Genomic DNA, 19855 nt, shown 5'->3' on the forward strand with positions numbered 1-19855 from the left:
ACCTTTCGTCAACTAACTACGCCGGGCATCCGTCGCATGACGTTGAGCCCGTAGCCTTTTATTTTACTCTTGAATGTCAAAGATGCTCTCTGACAAATCAAGATGAAGGAGCACTTTGGTGCCCTTGCCCGGCGCCGATTCGACACGCGTATAGGAGTGCGGCCCATAAAAGCGATGGATGCGCTCCGAAATATTGTGCATGGCCACACCGGCGCCGCCACCCTGGGGAGAGCTGGCGTCGGGACGGGCAGAGCGCTCGTCAAACAGTCTGGCGGCGGTACCCTCATCCATGCCCACGCCATTATCGGCCACGGCAATCAAGATTGCATCCTCGCCGTCTTGGTGAACGGTCACGTCGATCCTCAGGGCGTCGTCATCACCCATACCATGACGTACGGCGTTCTCGACAATCGGCTGGATCACGAACGCCGGCACCAGCGTATCTTCCACGTCCTCGGACACATCGAACGTCGCAAGCACGCGGTCCTCGCCAAAGCGGGCCTTCTCAAAGGTAAGGTAGCGCTTGGTCTGTGCAACCTCGCGCGAGACCGGAATAAGCGATCCCGAGTTGTCGAGCGTGGCACGATAGAACGATGAGAACTCACGAAGCAATTCGCGGGCCCGCAGCGGGTCGGTGCGCGTAAACGATGCAATGGTGTTCAGCGTGTTGAACAGGAAGTGCGGGTTAATCTGCGCTTGCAGCGCACGCACCTCGGCGCGCGCCGTGAGTTCCTTTTGCACCTCGAGCTCGTGGATGGCGAGCTGCGTGGACAAGATCTCGGCAAAGCCCGAGGCAAGCGCGTACTGGGTACGGTCGACGGCGCGCGGGGTCTTGTAGTAGAACTTGAGCGTGCCGACGGTACGATCGCCTACCTTGATGGGGGCGATAATGCCGGCGGGGACTTGGTTGTGCGAACCGTCCGAGCCCACGACATCCACCATACGGTTGAACGACTGCACGATGCCATGTTCGATAACGTAGCGTGTGGCAAGCGTGTGGATGGGAGAATCTGGCAGTAGTTTTTCCTCAAACTCGCCCGCGCAGGCCAACACGTTGCCCTCGTCGGTGATGGCAACTGTCATGGCGCGCGTCTCGGGCAAAATGCGCCGGCACACCAAACGCGCCGACTCCTGCGTCAGACCGCCCTTAATGTCCTCGAGCATGGCCGAGGCCACCGAGAGCGTCTCCTCGGTGTACTGGGAGCGCACCGAATCGGGATTGAGCGTCAAAAAGATAAAGATGCACAGAAAGATGCACAGCAGCGCGCAGGCAATCACCGTGGCGATCGGCTCGATACCGGTCACCAAGGCAAAAATAAAGTACACCAGCACGCAAATGGCGCAGGCAACGGCAATGATGCGAAAAATTGATATTGAACTATCGCGCTGGGCGCGGCGGTCGATCATTCGGCCCCCTCCAGGATACTGATCAGTTGTGCGTCACGCCAAAGCCCGTCCATGATCTTGGGCCAAAAGCTCTGGAAACGCAGGTAGCTTGCAGCGTTTTGGCGCGCATAGGCCTTTGCCTCGCCGATACCATGGCGCCAAATGCGCAGGTAGCCCTCATGCTCGCGGGTAAACACGCTGCGGACCATAGCGGTCTTGCGCACGCGGTCGTCGAGCTCGCGCGAAATCCACGGGCCCGGGTAGGGCATGAGCGATGCCGCCGTAACGGGAATGAGCTCCTTTTGATGCGCGGCGAATGTCAACTTGGCCCGTTCGTAGTACCAACGGTATACATCCTGCATAAAGCGCGGTGAGCGCTTTTCGGACTCCGGAGGCAGATGGCGCACGGTCCACTCGTTATCGAACCACACGTCGTAGCCAAACATGCGCATGTTAAAGAGGTAATCCAAGTCCTCGCCGCGGGTGATAAACGGGTCAAAGGCTACACGCGTAAAGGCGCGGGCGTGCAGGGCCATCAGGCCGCCGCACACGTAGTTGGAGCGCGAGATGCGGGTGCCCGAGAGCGCCTTTTTCATCCAACGGTTGAACTCGATGCGCTTGGTCCACCAACGATGGCAGATGCCCGCCTTGTCCGTGGGAGCCAGCGGCGAGCCGTCGCGATCGTAGAAATAGCCGCTCTTGACCAAGATCGGCAAGCCCTGACGCGTCTGCTGCCCCAACGCATAGGTCGCGCGCTTCATAAAGTCGGCGTCGATGACAGTCTCATCGTCATCCAAAAAGATAACCGCGTCATGCCCCAGCACAGCGGCACAGGCTAGCCCCATGTTGCGGATGGCACCGTAGCCTCGCAGGCTCACGCACTCGCCCGAACCCTTGGGCGCGATCTGAGCAACCCGGTCTGCAATGCGCGAGGCCTGGGTGTTGGTGACAACGGTGACCTTGAGCGTGGGATGTGCGTCGACAATCTCGTGCACGCGCAACGACACATCGGCTGTGGCAGAAACGGGACAGACCACCAAAAGGATGATGCGCGGGATGTCACGTACCTGCTCAAGCGAGGCCAGACAGCGGTCGAGTTCGGGATTGTCGGCGTTGAGTCGCGTCGAATGGTCATAGGTGCCAGGGGCGTTTGCGCAAGCGTCATCGCCCGCCCAATACGTTGGAATCACGACTGTGGCGTTCATGCCTTACCCTCCCTGCAACACAAAAACGGGACGCCGCCAAACACAGGCGACGCCCCGCGACCTAGCTGATTCCATCATACCCACTTGGGCAAATCATTGCTCGCAAGTCGCAATGTTTATTGCGGATAACCCCAAAAGAGTACCGTGGACAGGCACAATAGCCGCTCGCTCCTATGCGGCATGCTCTGCCGCCCGAGTCATGCGGGACAGGCGGACCAGCAGCATAAAGCCAACGATCAGCAGCACGCCAATGGAAAGGACGCCCAGCGACGGGTTGCCGGTCAGCGAGGTGACGACCGACACTAGGAAAGTGCCCATGACGCTTGCATAGCGACCGAAGATGTCAAAGAAGCCGTAGTACTCGTTGGACTTTTCCTTGGGGATAATGCGACCAAAGTAGCTACGGCTAAGCGCCTGCACGCCGCCCTGGAACAGGCCGACCATAATGGCAAGCACCCAGAATTCAAAGGCGGTCTTTAGGAAGAACGCGGCGAACAGCACAATGCCCATGTAGGCGGCGACTGCCACCAAGATCATGTTGAGCGTGCCCACGCGTCCGGCGAGCTTGCCGTAGATGATGGCGGACGGAAAGGCCACGAACTGCGTGACGAGCAGCGCCAGGACCAACTGGGTCGAATCGATGCCCAAAGCCGAGCCGTAGCTGGTAGCCATGGAAATGACCGTGTGCACACCGTCGATATAGAAGAAGAACGCAATCATGTAGACCAGCACGGTCTTGTTGTGGGCGATCTCGCGCATGGTGTGTCCGACCTCGGAGAACACACCGCCCACGATGTGGCCGATAGTGTCCTCGGGACCGCGCTCGCGACCGTACTTTTGCTTATAGGTGCGAATGAGCGGCAGGGTAAAGATGAGCCACCAGGCACCAGTGATGATAAACGACAGACGCGTTGCCAGCATGGTGGGGACGCCAAGAGCGGGGCCACCCATGATGAGCGCCAGGCAGATGACGAACGGCACGGTGGAACCGATGTAGCCCCAGGCATAGCCCGAGCTGGACACGGCGTCCATGCGCTCGTCGGTGGTAATGTCGGGCAGCATGGCGTCGTAGAACGTCATAGAAGAGTTAAGGCCGATGGTGCACAGCACGTACACGGTCAAAAATGCCATGGCGGACATTGGGATAGCCTGCGCCAAGCAAAGCACCAGGCCCGTGAGGAAGAAGCCCAAGAAGAACTTGATCTTGTTGCCGGCGTAGTCGGCAAGCGCGCCCAGAATGGGCATGAGCATGGCGATGACCAGCGAGGCGATCGTCTGCGCATTGCCCCAGGCGACCACCAGGTCGGCCGAAGAAGCGCCGGTATTGATGGCGTTAAAGTAAATGGGCACCACCGAGGTATTGAGCAGCACGAGGGCCGAATTGCCCACATCATACATAACCCAGTTACGCTCGAGCTTGGTGTATTTCATGGACAGGGACCCTTCGTATTCGCCCGATATGCAGTTAGTTCATCGTACCCCAATTGTCCAGAACCGCCGGTAAGGATTCGGCAAAGGGGCACGCACGGGCCCTATTCCTCGCGGTCGAACTCCTCATCGGCTTCGAGCACGCGACCGCTGTAGTTGACGTGACTGGTCACGGCATCCATGTCACCGGTCTCGATAAAACGTGCGACCGTGCACTCGTAATCGCCCAGCGCGCGATCAAAGACCTCGGGGAAACTCTCGTTCGAGACCTCGTCGGTAAAGGGATTCTTCCATGTCAGATGGCCTAGGTTACCGGTGCGCTCGGGCAACTCCGTCGTCACGCGATGGGCAAGGCCGTCGAGCAGCGAGTAATCGTGCACCAAGCCCTCAACCAGCGAGATCGCGCGCGTCTTTGCGGAGCCGGCCGGCTCAATCGCGCGGTAAAGTCGCTGCATATTGGCAACGGCAGCACCGTACTCCCCCGCCGGAATGTCAATGCCGTACACGCGTCCGGCAACATAGCTCATCAGCACGCCGGCCACGCGATTGATGCGATCGGTGGTGACGATCTCGCCCGCCGGCGGGTAATCGTCAACCGTAGCGCCATCGCGTTTAAGCTGCAGCATCAGCACATCCAGGTCGCTCTCGATCACGGCATGGACCTGACTGCTCGAATCCTCAAGCTCTGAATCGGACTCCACGATGCCAAACTGCTGCTCATAGACAAAGGGGTGGGCGTTGCGGTCGAGCACGTAATGAGACAGCAGGCCCAGCGCAAAAGCGCGACCCAAGCTGGCGTCGCGCGGCAGCAGATGCGACACGCCGTCGCGCAGGCACGCGAACTGGCGAGACATGCGCGACCGATGCATGACCTGCGCCAGCAGCGTGCAGTCGGAAACACGCGGTGTCAGAATGTGAAAGAAAAACGGGTCGGGGCCTTGGTTGCCCAAGATAAAGGCAATGCGCTCTTCATCGGACGTGATGACGCCCTGCGGAAGACGGTCGATGCTTTCCTCGCCAAACAGATGATGGGTGATAAGCGCGGGCATAATGATCCTTTCGATTTCATTCGATGCCACCCATTATGCCCACCGCGCGCCCATGCCAAACCTGCGATGGTAAACGACGGCACGCAGACCGTCTACGCAAGCCCCAAGTGTGCTTTAACCTCGGCAGCGCGACGGCGGGACACGGGCACCGTCGAGGTTACGCGATCGAGCCTGAGCTCCATAAGACCCGTGGAACCGATCTCGACATTGTGCACGTCTTCCAAATTGACCAGATAGCTGCGATGAACGCGAATAAAGCCCTCGGAGACCAAGCGACGCTCGAGCGAAGAGATCGACTCATTGATCAGGTATGTTCCCTCGGCGCAGATGGCGTTGCAAAAATCGGCGCGCGCCTCAAAGTAGCAGACGTCTGCGGCGGGAATGAACACCTTTTTGCCCCCGCGGTCCACCGTCAGACGCAAAGGCTGGCGCGGAGCGTGGATAACACGACGGACACCCAAGGCTGCCTCGATCTTGTCGAGTGCCTTTGACAGGCGTGCGTCCTCGACCGGCTTGACGACATAATCGACGGCATCGAGGTTATAGGCATCAGCCGCATACTCGGCAAACGCCGTCACAAACACAACCACCGGCGGCGTCTTTAGGTTCTGCAGCGTCTCGGCAAGCTCAATTCCCGAGCGACCGGGCATGGTAATGTCTAAAAACAGCACGTCGGGCTTGTTCGACAGAATCGACTCCACGGCTTCGGTGACATTGCCCGCCTCGGCAATCTGGCCCACACGCGTATCCTTTTCCAACAGATAGCGTAGCTCAGCCCTAATGGGAGGTTCGTCATCAACCACCAAGATGTTCCAGCCTTCGGACATATGTGCTTCCCCTCTTTTTCTCTCAATCCAACCGCGTGCTACGCCGTCAACGGCGCGGGCTCATGCGGCTCGCCGTTCAGCTCGACGATGACCTGCGTTCCCACGCCCTCCTGGGACTTCACGCGCATGCCGGAATCTTCTCCGTAAAAGAAATGGATGCGCTGAAGCACGTTGAAGAGCGCCAGGCCGCAACCTCGCTTGACGGAGCCGTCGGCGGTAATGCTCTCGGGCTCCTCCAGGCGGTGTTGCTCAAACAGATGCGCGCAGACCTCTTCGCTCATACCGATGCCATCGTCCTCGACGATGATCTCCAAACCGTCATCGGTCTCGAAAGCCCTAACATGAATAGAAAGCGGCTCGGTCTCGCGCTGCGCGTGCTTGATGCAGTTTTCGAGCAACGGCTGCAAGATAAACGGCGGCACCATGCAATCGCGCACCTCAAAGTCGATATCGACCGAGACGCGCAGACGGCCGTCGCCATAACGAGCCTGCATAAGATTGATATAGCGAGTGCCCTGTTCCACCTCGTGCTCGAGCGTGGTGAGCGTATCGGAATCAGAAAGCGTCTGACGATAGTAGTTGGAGAAGTCGATCAGCAGCGACCTGGCCTTGTCCGGCTCGGTACGTACGAGTGACACGATGGTGCTGATGGTGTTAAACAGAAAATGAGGATCGACCTGCGATTGCAAGGCGCGCAGCTCCACGCGGGCCGTAAGCTCGTCCTGGCGCTCAAGCTCAAAGCTCGCAAGCTGCGTGGAAATGAGGTCGGCAAAGCCCGAGGCAAGCGCCGTCTGGCGCATATCGATGCTGCTCAGACGGGGATAATACAGCTCGAGCGTGCCCACGCAATGCCCGCGCACGGTAAGCGGTGCGACAATACCGGCGCGCAGGCGCGGAAAGTAGCCACCCGTCTCGGTCGAGGCATCGCGCGAGAACACGCTTTGCTCACCGCTGTTGATCACGTTGAGCGTAGTCCGCAGTACCACCGGGGTGCCCGCGGGGCATTTTGCCGAGTCCTCGCCCCAGCTCGCCAACACCTGCCTGCCGTCGGTAAAGCAGATGGCAGAGGCGATAGTTTCGGACAGGATGATCTTAGAGGCGCCCAGAGCAGCTTCGGGCGTAAGGCCGCGCGACGTGTAGGCGAATATTTTTGATGCGATGGCGAGCGTGCGGTCGGTTGCGCTCGATGTGAGGTCGTCGGGAACGACAAAGACGTACGAGAAGAAGAAGCACAGCATGACCAAGCCGGCAATGACGACAACGGCCGGAACGGGATTGGGATTATCGGTTAGATCCCAGATGAGCAGCAGGATAAGCAGTGGAACGACAATACCGAGCAAGATGGCTTGAACCACATGCTGAGCGGTACGAAAGACCTTGGTAGAGTTGTAGCTCTTGCCCAGAATCAGCCTATTGAGATCCACTGTCATCTCCTTCTTACTGACGCACCCCATAGCAATAAAGAGGGCCGCAAGCGACCCTCTCCATTGCATTATGCAATCAAATACTGTGTTTTACATCAAGCCATCGATGAACGGTAGCTTAGGCGCTGTACTTGTTTGCCTCGCCGAAGGTGCCGGCCTCGACAATCCAGCCGTCCTTCATGATGACGTCCATGTTGTCGGTGTTGAGCACGTGGATGTCGGCGGCGACGTCACCGTTGACGACCAGCAGGTCGGCGCACTTGCCGGCCTCGATGGAACCGGTCTCGTCCTCGATGTGGCACATCTTGGCACCGTTGAGGGTTGCACAGGTGATGGTCTCGACCGGGGTGAAGCCGATCTTGTCGACGAACTCGTACATCTCCTCGATGGAGCAGGTGCCATACGGGGTGACGAAGGAGAAGGAGTCGGAGCCGATCGTCATGACGACGCCGCGCTTCTTGGCCTCGCGCAGGCAGTCGTAGTTGCGCTGCAGCTCCTTCTCGACCAGGGTGCCCTCGTACTTGTCGTGCAGTTCGGGGACGTAGACGGGCGGATAGGTGGCGTACCAGGTGGGCAGGAAGGCGATCGTCGGGGTGAAGAAGGTGCCCTGCTCGGCCATGAGGTCCATGGTGCGCTCATCGATATCGAAACCGTGAATCAGCTGTTCGCAGCCAAAGCGAACGGAATCGTAGGCAGCGGCGTGATTGTTGTAGCAGTGGCTCCACACGGGGATACCGACCATCTTTGCCTCTTCGACCACGGCCTGGATCTCCTCGGAGCAATAGTGCTGGTCGCGACCGGAGTCCCAGCGCCAGATGCCGCCACCGGTAGCCCAGATCTTGATGGCATCGGGGTTCTCGCGCAGGCGACGACGGACGGCCTTGCGCAGATCCCAAGGACCGTCGACTTGATCGCCCCAGGGATGCGATTCCTTGTTGAGCTCCTGGCTGCAGTGGTGGGAGTCGCCGTGGCCGGCAACGCGGCAGAAGCCAAGGCCGGTGGCCAGAACGCGCGGGCCCTTGAAGACGCCCTTGTCGATGCAGTCACGGATCTGGATACCAAAGCGGCCGATCTCGCAGACGGTGGTGAGGCCGTGGGTGAGGCAGTCGTAGGCCTGCTTGACTGCGACAGCCTGCTTCTCGAGGAGCGGCTGCATGACCCAGTCGGTGTCATCGTCGGTCAAGTTGCCCGAGAAGTGCAGGTGGGTGTCGATCAGGCCGGGAAGGACGGTCTTGCCGGCGGCGTCGATAACTTCAACGCCCTCGGGAAGGTCCTGCATGGCGCCGGCGTACTCGATCTTGCCGTTGTCGTCGACGAGAACGAGGGAGTTCTCGACCGGCTCGGCACCGGTACCGTCGATGAGCTTACCGCCAACGATTGCATACTTAGTGGACATGGTTCCTCCTTATGGATCCATATAGTGGGCGAGGCCGTGTTGGGTTAAGGCCTCACAAAGCTACCCAAGTGGCGCCGGGTTCGGTGCGCGGAAGAGAGGGTCCCGCGCACCTGATCCGCCCCGGCTAGGCGTTACTTTTTGCGGGAATTGGTGAAAGCCATGAGGGCCAGGCCAATAGCCAACCAGCCGATCACGATGCTCCACTCCACCATGTTGAGGGAGGCGGGAGAGAACGGAATCACGAGCAGGCCGATGATGATGGCGCAGGCAGCGATAGCGAGGCCGATGCCAAACTTACCGCCGGGCACCTCGTAGGGACGAGGCAGGTCGGGCTCGGTGAAGCGCATGCGCAGGCAAGCGAGGGCGACCATGCCGCAGGAGAAGATGAAGGCGAGAGCCGACACGTTGGTCAGAGGGATGAGCATGTTCTTGCCCAGGAACGGACCGACGACGGTGATGACGCCCAGAACGACGCAGGCGAGCTTGGGAGCGCCGGACTTGGGGTCGACCTCGGCGAACTGCTCGGGCAGCTGGCCCTTGCGGCCCATGGCGAGCATGATGCGGCTCGTGGCGCCGTAGAAGGAGTTCATCGGGCCCATGGGTCCAAGCGTGGCGATGACGAGCATGGCCAGGTACAGAAGCATGTTGATGCCCTTGAGGCAGGCGAGCGCGGGAACCGGGCTCTTAACAAACTCATGCCAGTCGAGGATGGTGCCGAACGAGTAGATGCAGACCATGTAGAAGCCGCCGGCGGCCAGCAGGGCCAGGGAGATGATCTTGCCGAACTTGTTCCAGTTGAGGCCCTCGGCTGCTTCCTCAGCCTGCTGAGGAATGGTGTCGAAACCGGCGTAGAAAAACGGAGTCAGAACCAGGACCGACACGATGCCGGCGAACAGGCTGGTGCTCTCGGTAGCGGCCTTGCCGCCGCCAGCGCCGGCGACCTGGGAGAACACGGGCATGGCGTTGTCCGGCGAGCCGCTGAACAGCGAGACGCCCATGGCGAGCAGCATGCCGCAGAGCAGGGCCTTGGTCAGGAAGGCCTGGAGTTTGGCAGCCGAGCTGGCGCCGCGGAAGTTGAGGAAGATGACGTAGACTGCAAAGCCGAGCGCGATCAGCGTCGGGAACAGGTAGACGTCGGCCCCCAGTATGGTGTAGAGCTTGACGGCGCGCAGCCACTCAAGGCCGGGCAGGCTGCCGAACATCTCGGACACGAGGGTCGAAATGGCGATGGCCTCCCACGGGCACAGGATGCCGTTGCCCAGGGCCAAAAGCCATCCGGTGATGTAGCTCAGCGTACGGCCAAAGCTACGATCGACATACTCGACGATGCCGCCCGAGATGGGGATAGCAGCCGTGAGCTCACCGAAAACAGCTCCGACGGGCACGAGGAAGATTGCACCCAAGAGGAATGCGATCATAGCGGGAACGGGACCGCCGCCCACGACCATCCAGTCGCCGACCTGCAGAACCCAACCGGTACCGATGATGGCACCGAAACCGATGGTGAAGAAGTTCCAGAGCGAAAGCGTTTTCTTCATGCCGCCATTATCCTCGACTGCAACTTCTGCGTTCTTGTCCGCCATTGTTCCCCTCCTTTCCTGTTTGACGCCCTTGGCGTCACCCCTTGCGCGGTCCGTTTTGCCGCGCGCTTTTATTCCATGGCTTTAAGATACGGCCTTGGCGCAGCAGCGCCGCTCGCAGCTCGACCGAAGGCAGAACTGCAAAACGAGCGGCACCGTTTTTGGGACGAACGGCGGGAGACGTCATTCGTCTTGGACGTTTTCATCTTGTCTGCTTTTGAAGACCTGTTGCCGTGACGCTTGGCGCGCGGCGCGGCAACGTTCATACCATTTGTCGGGCTTTTGGCGCACATGCCCATGTGTCGTGCATCTTTTTATGTAGGATAGACAAGTTACACATGAGGCAAGGTGATTCGAATGGCATACGGATACAATGACGGCGACCAACGGCCACAAAGCGTGCGCCTTGCCGGCCGCACCACGCCAACGCCCAGAAGCACCTCCGACAACGACGACCCGCAGCGCCCCCAAGAGCAGCCCGGGGCTTCTTCGCGGCAACAAAGCCGTGCCGTGCAGCAGTCAGACCGCGTGAGTACGAGCACACGCCAACGCCAGACCGACACATCGCAGCCACGCCGCTACGATCGCCGTAAGACCGACTACTACGTCAAGCGCTCCTTTTCGCGACCTCAACGCGATCGCGGCAATTCCGCCCCTCACCCTGCGTCACACGCCACAAGCCACGCGCTTCCGGCCCGCCGCCTACGCCTTACGCTCTGCTCCATCGCCGCCTGCCTCGTCTTTGTGTTTTTGGGATCCTGTATCTCCCACGGATCAGCCGGTCTTGAGCCCACTGCCGAGGACAAGCTGCTTAAAGCTCCCGTCGCACCCGGTTACTCCTTTGCGTTCTCGACCCCACGCTCGCAATGGCAGGCCGGCACCATGCCCCACATCTACCAAATTGACCCCGCATGGTCGGAGCTGCCCTATGCCGGTGGCACTATTCGCGAAAACGCTTGCGGTCCTACCTGCCTCACCATGGTCTATATCTTTAAGACCGGCCATACCGATAAGACGCCGGTCGATATATGCGCACTGGCCGAAGCCGGCAACTACGCCCCCACCGGTGCCACCGAGTGGTCGTTTATGACAGGCGGTGCGTGGCAGCTGGGGCTCAACGGAACACAGCTCTATAACGATCGCGAATCGATTGCCCAAGCACTTCGCTCGGGTGTGCCCGTCATCGCCGCAGTGCGCCCCGGTACGTTTACCAACGTAGGCCACTACATCGTGCTCTACGGCATCGACGATGCCAACCAGATTGGCGTCTACGACCCCAACTCGGCCAGCCGCAGCGCCCGCCGCTGGGGCGTCGTAGAGGTCCTCAACGAAGTCGAAGCCATGTGGGCCTACTACTAGTCATTTAAGAACGTCCCCAATGACTACTCACCCATCGGGGACTAGGTAAATAGCAAAAGCCCCGCAGTCGGAGCGGACTGCGGAGCTCATGAAGAGAGGCTAGTTTGTGGGCGTCTTGTCTGGCGCCCACGAGAGAGGCAATGGAGTAGAGGCTACTCGTGGATGCGGGTACCGGAGAGACCGGCCATGGTCTCGGCGGCCTTGTCCAGAGCACCGATGATGCAGGTGCGGCCCTTGCGGGAACGGGCGAACTTGATGGCAGCGCGGACCTTGGGCTCCATGGAACCCTTGCCGAACTGGCCCTCGTCGGCCAGGCGCTCGGCCTCGTCGGCGGTGAGGTCCTCGAGCTCCTCCTGGTTGGGCTTGCCAAAGTTGATGGCGACATGCTCAACGGCGGTCAGCAGGAACAGAACGTCAGCGTCGCAATCCTCGGCCAGCAGCTCGCCGCCCAGGTCCTTGTCGATGACGGCGGGAACGCCCTTGTAGCAGCCCTTGTTCTCGTAGTCGCGGACGACGGGGATGCCGCCGCCACCGCAGGCGATGACGATGAACTCGTTATCGAGCAGGTTGAGGATGGAGTCGGCCTCGACGATCTTCTTGGGATCGGGGGAAGCGACGACGCGACGCCAGCCGCGACCGGAATCCTCGACGAAGACCTTGGAAGGATCCTCGGCCATGAACTCCTTGGCCTGCTCCTCGGTGTAGAAGGGGCCAATCGGCTTGGTCGGGTTCTTGAACGCAGGGTCGTCCGGGTCGCACTCGATCTGGGTGACGACGGTTGCGGCGTGCCAACGCTTATAGCGCTTGTGCATCTCGCGGCCAATGCCCTGCTGCAGGTGATAGCCGATGTAGCCCTGGGACATGGCGCCGCACTCGGGCAGCGGCATCTCGGGGGTGCCGATGGCGTCGTGGGCGGCGGCGAAGGCGTTCTGGATCATGCCGACCTGCGGACCGTTGCCGTGGGTGATGATAATCTCGTTGCCCTGCTCGATCAGGCCGAGGAGGGCGTGGGCGGTGTTGCTCACGGCCTCGATCTGCTCAACGGGGTTGTTGCCGAGGGCATTGCCGCCAAGGGCGACGACGATACGATCGGGCTTGCCAAGAGGCTTAGACATTGCTGGAATCCTTTCTGTAAAAGGCCTACAACCCATTAATAACCCGCGCCCGTGCGATACGCGAGTTTATTAAGGTTTATATTCTCTTTATCGCTCATTTTATTCATTTTGAAAATAGCGGAACGGTGAACGGTCGTTTTTGTCCGCTCAGCGTACAGAACTCCAGCTCAGACATATCTACGTAATTTACGTGCGACTTTATTTAAATGAAGCGAGGATTATGTCGGATTATGCAAACTACATCTCTGCTAAACACAAAACGGACAGCGCAATATCTTACTCGCGCTATACGAGATTCTATGCACTTATAAGTCGAGTATGCACCCCTGCAAAAACAAGGGGCTTTTCATCCAGCAAAAGGAATAAAGAAGCGCTCCGAAAAGGCGGCAACAGCCAAGTCCCCCATCCATCCCCAAAGTGGCGCGAGGTTTCGCGGCAAAGCCGCGAAACAGCGAAAGGGACGGAATACCCGGCCAACTACGTCCTTCATCCGCCCACACAATCCAAGGACGTAGTCGTAGCAGGATCTGAGGGCTGACCTTCGCGGACACTCCGCAGGACGAAAGAACCCCCGCCGCACATAGTGCGCAGCGGGGGTTCTTTCATGTCCGAGGACATCCGCGAAGGTCAGCCCTCAGATCCTGCGGTGGGAGACCTAGGCCTCGTTATACACCGTTTTGAGCTTCAGCAGGTGCTGATAGCGGTCCATAGCAGCCTGCTCATTCTCCTTGAAGAGCTCCTCGGCGCGCTCGGGGAAGGAACGCGTCAGCGAAGCGTAACGGGCCTCGTTCATCAGGAACTCCTGATAACCGCCCGCGGGCTCCTTGGAATCGAGCGAGAACTTCTTGCCGGCAGCAGCCTCGGGGTTGAAGCGGAAGAGGTTCCAGTAACCGCACTCGACAGCCTTCTTCATCTCGGCCTGGCAGTTCTGCATGCCGCCCTTCTTGATGGAGTGCATCTCGCAGGGGCTGTAGCCGATGATGAGGGACGGGCCGTCGTAGGCCTCGGCCTCGTGGATGGCCTTGAGGGTCTGAGCCGGGTTGGCGCCCATGGCGACCTGCGCCACGTAGACGTAGCCGTAGCTCATGGCAATCTCGGCCAGGGACTTCTTCTTGGTCACCTTACCGGCAGCGGCGAACTGAGCGACCTGGCCCAGGTTCGAGGCCTTGGAGGCCTGACCACCGGTGTTGGAGTAAACCTCGGTGTCGAAGACGAAGACGTTGACGTTGTGGCCGGAAGCCAGGACGTGGTCCAGGCCACCGAAGCCGATGTCGTAGGCCCAACCGTCGCCGCCGAAGATCCAGAAGGACTTCTTGGTGAGGTAAGCCTTGTCGGCGAGGATCGCCTTGGAAGCGTCGCAGCCGCACTTCTCGAGCTCGGCAACGTAGGCAGCAGCAGCGGTCTTGGAGGCCTCGGCGTCGTTGACGGAGTCAATCCAAGCCTGGCCGGCGGCCTTGAGCTCATCGGACGGACCATCGGCAGCGATGATGTCCTGGGTAGCGGCGATCAGCTTCTTCTGGACGGCCTCGTAACCGACGGCCATGCCCAGACCGTGCTCGGCATTGTCCTCGAACAGGGAGTTGTTCCACGCCGGGCCGTGACCGTCCTTGTCCTTGCAGTAAGGAGCGGTGGCAGCGGGGTTGCCCCAAATGGAGGAGCAGCCGGTGGCGTTGGAAATGAACATGCGGTCGCCGGCGACCTGGGTCACCAGACGTGCATAGGCGGTCTCGGCACAGCCGGCGCAGGAGCCGGAGAACTCCAGGTAGGGCTGCTTAAACTGGCTGCCCTTGACGTTGGCCGCGATGAGCTCCTTCTTCTCGGAGACGTTCTCGACCATGTAGTCCCAAACGGGCTGCTGGTCCATCTCCTGCTCGGTGGGAACCATCTCGAGGGCGCCCTTGGGGCAGACCTTGACGCAGTTGGTGCAACCCATGCAGTCGAGCGGGGACACAGCCATAGTGAACTTCATGCCCTTGGCCTTGGGGCCCATGGCGTCAAGCGTGCGGGTAGCCTCGGGCGCGGCGGCAGCCTCGTCCTCGGTCATCGCGAACGGACGGATGGTGGCATGCGGGCACACATAGGCGCACTGGTTGCACTGGATGCACTTGGTCTCGTCCCAGTGGGGAACGACCACAGCGACGCCGCGCTTCTCGTATGCGGAGGCGCCCAGCTCAAACTGTCCGTCGGCGCAACCGACGAAGGCGGAAACAGGCAGGCTGTCGCCATCCATGCGATCGATGGGCTCGAGCAGGTTCTTGACCTGCTGGGCGATGGCAGACTTGGTCTCCTCGGAGAGCTCGACGGGAGCGGCATCCTCGGCAGTTGCCCAGTCGGCCGGAACCTCGAACTTACGGAAGGCGGTAGCGCCGGCATCGATGGCCTTGTGGTTGGCGTCGACGATAGCCTGACCCTTCTTCATGTAGGACTTGGTAGCCGCATCCTTCATGTACTGCAGGGCGTCCTCGGCGGGCAGGACCTTGGCCAGCGCGAAGAAGGCGGACTGGAGCACCGTGTTGGTGCGCTTGCCCATGCCGACCTTGGCCGCCAGGTCGATAGCGTCGATCAGGTAGACGTTGACGTTGTTGTTCGCGATGTAGCGCTTGGCCACGGCGGGCATGTGCTCGGCGAACTCCTCGTCGCTCCACTGGCAGTTGACCAGGAAGGTGCCGCCCGGCTTGACGTCGCGGACCATCTTGAAGCCCTTAACGATGTAGCTGGGGTTATGGCAGGCGACAAAGTCGGCCTTGGTCACGTAGTACGGCGAACGGATCGGGGAATCACCAAAGCGCAGGTGCGAGACGGTGACGCCGCCGGTCTTCTTGGAGTCGTACTGGAAGTAGGCCTGGACGTACTTGTCGGTGTGGTCGCCGATGATCTTGATCGAGTTCTTGTTGGCGCCGACGGTACCGTCGCCACCCAGACCCCAGAACTTGCACTCGATGGTGCCGGGGGCTGCGGTGTTGGGCGCATCCTCGGCCTCGGGCAGGCTCAGGTTGGTCACGTCATCGACAATGCCGATGGTGAACTCGCGCTTGGGCTCGTCCTTCTTAAGCTCCTCGAAGACAGCGAACGCGGACGCGGGAGGCGTGTCCTTGCTGCCCAGGCCGTAACGGCCGCCGACGACCTTGATGCCCGTCTTGCCGGCCTCGTAGAGAGCGGAGACGACGTCCTGGTAGAGCGGCTCGCCGATGGAACCCGGCTCCTTGGTGCGGTCCATGACGGCGATCTTCTGGACGGTCTCGGGGAGAACGTCGACGAAGTGCTTGATGGAGAACGGACGGAACAGGCGAACCTTGACCAGGCCGACCTTCTCGCCGTGAGCGTTGAGGTAGTCGATGACTTCCTCGAGCACGTCGCAGAAGGAGCCCATGCACACGACGACACGATCGGCGTCGGGAGCGCCGTAGTAGTTGAACAGGCCGTAATCGGTGCCGAGCTTCTCGTTGATCTTCTTCATGTAGCCCTCGACGACGGCGGGAAGCTCGTCGTAGACCTTGTTGCAGGCCTCACGGTTCTGGAAGAAGATGTCGCCGTTCTCGTGGCTGCCGCGGGTGTGCGGGTGCTCAGGGTTGAGCGCGTGGTCGCGGAAAGCCTGGACGGCGTCCATGTCGCACATCTCGGCCAGATCCTTGTAGTCCCACATGGCGACCTTCTGGATCTCGTGGCTGGTGCGGAAGCCGTCGAAGAAGTTAAGGAACGGGGTCTTACCCTCGATAGCGGCAAGGTGAGCCACCGGCGAGAGGTCCATGACCTCCTGGACGTTGCCCTCAGCGAGCATGGCGAAGCCGGTCTGACGACAGGCCATGACGTCGGAGTGATCGCCAAAAATGTTCAGGGCGTGGGAAGCGACGCAACGCGCGGAGACGTGGAAGACGCCCGGAAGCTGCTCGCCCGCGATCTTGTACATGTTCGGGATCATCAGGAGCAGGCCCTGAGAAGCCGTGTAGGTGGTGGTCAGAGCACCGGCGCCCAGCGAACCGTGAACGGTACCGGCTGCACCTGCCTCGGACTCCATCTCGACGACCTTGACCGGGGTGCCGAAGATGTTCTTTCGACCCTGGGCCGCCCACTGGTCGACATGGTCGGCCATCGGGCTGGACGGCGTAATGGGATAGATTCCCGCTACCTCGGTGTACGCATACGAAACATATGCGGCCGCCTCGTTGCCGTCCATAGACTTAAACTTACGCGCCATATACCCCTCTCCTCTCATATAGGTATACAGGCCCCGGCGATCGCCGGGATGTTGGCGTTATGGGATTTACGCTGTTGCTTCCAATCATCTGGCAGGCAGGCTCAGCAGCAGGTACGTGGCGTGGAGAGAAGACATGCCGAGGCGAGGAGCAGCTGATGCGCCCCACAGACCCGACCGCCCGTCTTGCACATGACCGAGCGCCGCAAAGGCCGCATGCCGGATGCTCCCGGGCACGCCCCGGCGATGGGAAGCGCCCGCAACGGAAATCCGCATGCGGGTTTATTGTACCCCGCCGTCAAGTGTAATTTCGGCAAATATAGGCGGGCGGTAAAGGTTTACCCCGACTGACCGCCAAAGGCCAGAATGGTCCCTCCATCCCCGGACGACTGGCTCTGACGCGCCAAGGAGTGTCCCCAAGTACCGGCAGGAAAGGAACGTCCCTAACTGCCGGCTAGAGGGCGCCGAGCAGGATGGCGTAGGTGGTGGATTCGCCGAGTTTGAGCTCGTCGCCGGGGTTGAGCTGGGCGGAGCGGCCGGGCTCTACTTGAATACACACACTCGTGGCCCCGTTTACCACCATGGTGCCGTTAGTGGACGACAGGTCCTCGACAAACCATGCGCCAGACTCGTCGCACCAGATATGGGCATGGCGGGCCGAGACGTCGTCGGTGATGCCGCCCTCCCCCGTTGCCAGCGCGCCGATCTCAACGCCCTCCTCACTCGGCTGAATCCAGCGCGGGACGCTCACCACGTAGCCGTTTTGCACGCACAGCAGTCCCAGCGGATGCGCCGGCGCGACCTCGTGCTCGCCCGCGACCGAAGATGTGCTCAGCGAGCGCGGCGTCGACGTGTCGCCGCCACGGGTCGCATGAGCGCGGCGGCTCGCCCGACTTGGAACTAAGGCGGGCGTGAGAGCAAACGGCATAGGGAACGAATCTTGCGGATGTACTCCTCGACGTCAGGCAGGTAAGCCCCACGAAGTCACCGGGGAGGCCCAAGCGGCCCGGCACCACTTCCAGATTCTGACCAGGGCGAGTCGTTCGCCGGTGGCCGAAGGCTCGCTCCCACCCAAAAGGGGAGATTCGCGTTGTTCCCCAATCGCTCTCGCATCTTTCATTTTGCTCGAGGTGGGCTATAAAAACTTTCCTGGTGAAAGGCGGCGATTGGTTTCCTTTCTTTCTAGAGGAGCGCGCCTGTAATCTGTTTTCATCCTAAATCAAGTTAAGATCGGACCTTCCAGAGGCAAGTCGACTCAAACTGCGAGGCTCCATGTTGGAATAAAGAGCGCTGTCGAAGTGCCAACAACACAAAGCTTGCCAGTCTCAAATAGAACCTTTTGGGAGTCCGATTGGGCCGCACACCGAATCCCCGCTGGTGGTTTTTTATAGCTGCGCAACAATAAACAAGGTTAGTGCCAGTCCAGCATGAAATTGAGGAACGTATGCATTTTTTCTCAGTAAGTGATCGTCGTTACTGCTTCGATGAGGTCACTCGCAATTGCTTTCAGGTTGACCAAGCATCAGAAGATGCGCTTCGCATATTTGAAGCATCGGGAAGAACGGTCAACTCGAAGTTGCTAACAAAGTCACTTGCTGCGAAAGGCTACGACCAAACGACCATAGCAGAACTTGAAGACGACATTGATGAGTATCAACGATTGTCTGAGCGGACTTTCTTAACAAAAGACACGCCTCGAAAACTTAGATCCATCGAACTCCACGTTTCACATGCATGCAACCTTGGTTGTAGTTACTGTTTTGCCGGTAAAGGAGATTATGGAACGTCTCCTCTGCTGATGACAGACGAGATGGCCTTCAAGGCGGTCGACTACCTCGTCGCAAGTTCATCGGAAAACGAAACGCTTGCGATCGTCTTTTTTGGTGGGGAACCCATGATTAACGAGCCGCTGATATGGAAAACGGTCGACTATTCAAAAAGAATATACCCCAATAGAAACTTTACCTATTCTATTACGACCAACGGAACGCTTTTGAATGACACTGCTGTGAATTCTTTCAAGGAGCACGGGTTTTCTGTTCTGATTAGTCTCGATGGTACAGGATGCAAGCACGATGCATCGCGCCCGTACAAGACGGGAGGCGGCTCTTTCTCCGATATCGACAAAAACGTTCGTCGTTTTTCCGAGTCGTTCCCCTTCGGCGCAAGAGCGACCTTAACAAATAATAACTGTAACCTTGTTGAAGACTATCTTCAGTTTAAAGAGATGGGCTTCAGAAGGATTTACTTCTCGCCCGTGAGCTCATTCGATGAGAATATCAAACTCGACGAACACTCATTAAACAAAATCAGGGCGGGCCTAATAGATTTGGCGGATCAATATCTCAAACAGATTGATCAAGGGGAAAAGCCCTTGTTTAGAACATTGAAAACTGCAGTTGATTTGATTATGAGTAACAGGATCGCCTTTGTCGGATGCGGGGCTGGCAGGCGTTTTATTTCCGTGACTCCCGAAGGGGACGTATACCCCTGTCACAGGTTTGTCGGGATGATGCGATTCAAAATGGGCAACATCGTCACCGGAATTGACGAAACTAGGTATATTGAAAACTGGAGTCAGGGTGTCGAAAAAAGAATTGACTGTACGGACTGTTGGGCTCGGTCTTTCTGTGGTGGGGGCTGTAGCTGGGAGGCTGCAGACGAGCACGGCTACTTGCCCAAGAGTCTACACCCTGCATCATGTGAATATAGAAAAATGTGCTACGAGATGGCTTTTGACCTTATTTCCCGCCAATCATCTTCGCAGGAGAAAAATCAACGAGAAGCTACTGTATCGGAATAAGCGGTTCAGCGCATTGCTGTCACCATTGTGGAGGTGTTCGTTCTTCTGATTACCGTCTGCGAAGCTTATTGCTACGTTCGCCAAAACCATT

Annotated in this window: 13 protein-coding genes; 2 read left to right on the forward strand and 11 right to left on the reverse strand. The window is 59.3% G+C overall.

Translation table 11 applies throughout. From position 1 onward, the window contains the following. Positions 1–63: 63 nt before the first annotated feature. The 8 genes from AAAX35_RS00605 to AAAX35_RS00640 form a co-directional block, all read right to left on the reverse strand. Positions 64–1407, reverse strand: a complete 1344-nt coding sequence (locus tag AAAX35_RS00605; protein WP_055310084.1) for a histidine kinase — start codon at positions 1405–1407, stop codon at positions 64–66. Continuing rightward, the gene (locus AAAX35_RS00610; protein ID WP_117803913.1) at positions 1404–2591 is read right to left on the reverse strand and encodes a glycosyltransferase; all 1188 of its coding nucleotides are present in this window, start codon (positions 2589–2591) and stop codon (positions 1404–1406) included. Before AAAX35_RS00610 ends, AAAX35_RS00605 begins: the two co-directional genes overlap by 4 nt. A gap of 171 nt (positions 2592–2762) precedes the next feature. Then, positions 2763–4022 (reverse strand): MFS transporter, encoded by a 1260-nt coding sequence (locus AAAX35_RS00615; RefSeq protein ID WP_006235159.1) that lies wholly within the window; start codon positions 4020–4022, stop codon positions 2763–2765. A 101-nt stretch (positions 4023–4123) separates the two neighbouring features. Continuing rightward, positions 4124–5068 (reverse strand): zinc dependent phospholipase C family protein, encoded by a 945-nt coding sequence (locus AAAX35_RS00620; RefSeq protein WP_349116400.1) that lies wholly within the window; start codon positions 5066–5068, stop codon positions 4124–4126. 92 nt (positions 5069–5160) lie between these two features. Next, positions 5161–5895 carry a response regulator gene (locus tag AAAX35_RS00625; protein ID WP_117743933.1) on the reverse strand — a complete coding sequence of 245 codons (735 nt, stop codon included), beginning with the start codon at positions 5893–5895 and terminating at the stop codon, positions 5161–5163. 38 nt (positions 5896–5933) lie between these two features. Beyond that, positions 5934–7325, reverse strand: coding sequence for a histidine kinase (locus AAAX35_RS00630; RefSeq protein ID WP_346981649.1), 1392 nt, complete (start codon positions 7323–7325; stop codon positions 5934–5936). A 112-nt stretch (positions 7326–7437) separates the two neighbouring features. Then, complete coding sequence (locus tag AAAX35_RS00635; protein WP_117633809.1) at positions 7438–8715, reverse strand: amidohydrolase family protein; 1278 nt, start codon at positions 8713–8715, stop codon at positions 7438–7440. Between the two features lie 131 nt (positions 8716–8846). Beyond that, positions 8847–10298: an APC family permease gene (locus AAAX35_RS00640; RefSeq protein WP_349116401.1), complete on the reverse strand. Its 1452-nt coding sequence runs from the start codon at positions 10296–10298 to the stop codon at positions 8847–8849. A gap of 354 nt (positions 10299–10652) precedes the next feature. Here AAAX35_RS00640 and AAAX35_RS00645 point away from each other — a divergent pair, with 354 nt between their 5' ends. Next, positions 10653–11654 (forward strand): C39 family peptidase, encoded by a 1002-nt coding sequence (locus AAAX35_RS00645; RefSeq protein ID WP_349116402.1) that lies wholly within the window; start codon positions 10653–10655, stop codon positions 11652–11654. 152 nt (positions 11655–11806) lie between these two features. Here the strand turns inward: AAAX35_RS00645 and arcC are convergent, their stop codons facing one another. The 3 genes from arcC to AAAX35_RS00660 form a co-directional block, all read right to left on the reverse strand. Next, positions 11807–12769 carry a carbamate kinase gene (gene arcC / locus AAAX35_RS00650; protein WP_006235166.1) on the reverse strand — a complete coding sequence of 321 codons (963 nt, stop codon included), beginning with the start codon at positions 12767–12769 and terminating at the stop codon, positions 11807–11809. 655 nt (positions 12770–13424) lie between these two features. Further along, a complete protein-coding gene (nifJ, locus tag AAAX35_RS00655; protein WP_347478456.1) occupies positions 13425–16964 on the reverse strand; it encodes a pyruvate:ferredoxin (flavodoxin) oxidoreductase in 3540 nt (1179 codons plus the stop codon). Positions 16965–17415: 451 nt separating this feature from the next. After that, positions 17416–17889, reverse strand: coding sequence for an FHA domain-containing protein (locus AAAX35_RS00660; RefSeq protein ID WP_349116403.1), 474 nt, complete (start codon positions 17887–17889; stop codon positions 17416–17418). 516 nt (positions 17890–18405) lie between these two features. Between AAAX35_RS00660 and AAAX35_RS00665 the strand changes: the two genes are divergently transcribed. After that, positions 18406–19764, forward strand: coding sequence for an SPASM domain-containing protein (locus AAAX35_RS00665; protein WP_349116404.1), 1359 nt, complete (start codon positions 18406–18408; stop codon positions 19762–19764). Positions 19765–19855 lie beyond the last annotated feature (91 nt).

Origin of the sequence: Collinsella sp. CLA-ER-H11, assembly GCF_040092445.1 — a bacterium.
Taxonomy (GTDB): Bacteria; Actinomycetota; Coriobacteriia; order Coriobacteriales; family Coriobacteriaceae; genus Collinsella.

What these genes read in the sequence shown, in the direction of transcription:
- AAAX35_RS00605 (WP_055310084.1), bottom strand. Translation starts at nt 1,407, where the DNA reads ATGATCGACCGCCGCGCCCAGCGCGATAGTTCAATATCAATTTTTCGC.
- AAAX35_RS00610 (WP_117803913.1), bottom strand. Translation starts at nt 2,591, where the DNA reads ATGAACGCCACAGTCGTGATTCCAACGTATTGGGCGGGCGATGACGCT.
- AAAX35_RS00615 (WP_006235159.1), bottom strand. Translation starts at nt 4,022, where the DNA reads ATGAAATACACCAAGCTCGAGCGTAACTGGGTTATGTATGATGTGGGC.
- AAAX35_RS00620 (WP_349116400.1), bottom strand. Translation starts at nt 5,068, where the DNA reads ATGCCCGCGCTTATCACCCATCATCTGTTTGGCGAGGAAAGCATCGAC.
- AAAX35_RS00625 (WP_117743933.1), bottom strand. Translation starts at nt 5,895, where the DNA reads ATGTCCGAAGGCTGGAACATCTTGGTGGTTGATGACGAACCTCCCATT.
- AAAX35_RS00630 (WP_346981649.1), bottom strand. Translation starts at nt 7,325, where the DNA reads ATGACAGTGGATCTCAATAGGCTGATTCTGGGCAAGAGCTACAACTCT.
- AAAX35_RS00635 (WP_117633809.1), bottom strand. Translation starts at nt 8,715, where the DNA reads ATGTCCACTAAGTATGCAATCGTTGGCGGTAAGCTCATCGACGGTACC.
- AAAX35_RS00640 (WP_349116401.1), bottom strand. Translation starts at nt 10,298, where the DNA reads ATGGCGGACAAGAACGCAGAAGTTGCAGTCGAGGATAATGGCGGCATG.
- AAAX35_RS00645 (WP_349116402.1), top strand. Translation starts at nt 10,653, where the DNA reads ATGGCATACGGATACAATGACGGCGACCAACGGCCACAAAGCGTGCGC.
- arcC (WP_006235166.1), bottom strand. Translation starts at nt 12,769, where the DNA reads ATGTCTAAGCCTCTTGGCAAGCCCGATCGTATCGTCGTCGCCCTTGGC.
- nifJ (WP_347478456.1), bottom strand. Translation starts at nt 16,964, where the DNA reads ATGGCGCGTAAGTTTAAGTCTATGGACGGCAACGAGGCGGCCGCATAT.
- AAAX35_RS00660 (WP_349116403.1), bottom strand. Translation starts at nt 17,889, where the DNA reads ATGCCGTTTGCTCTCACGCCCGCCTTAGTTCCAAGTCGGGCGAGCCGC.
- AAAX35_RS00665 (WP_349116404.1), top strand. Translation starts at nt 18,406, where the DNA reads ATGCATTTTTTCTCAGTAAGTGATCGTCGTTACTGCTTCGATGAGGTC.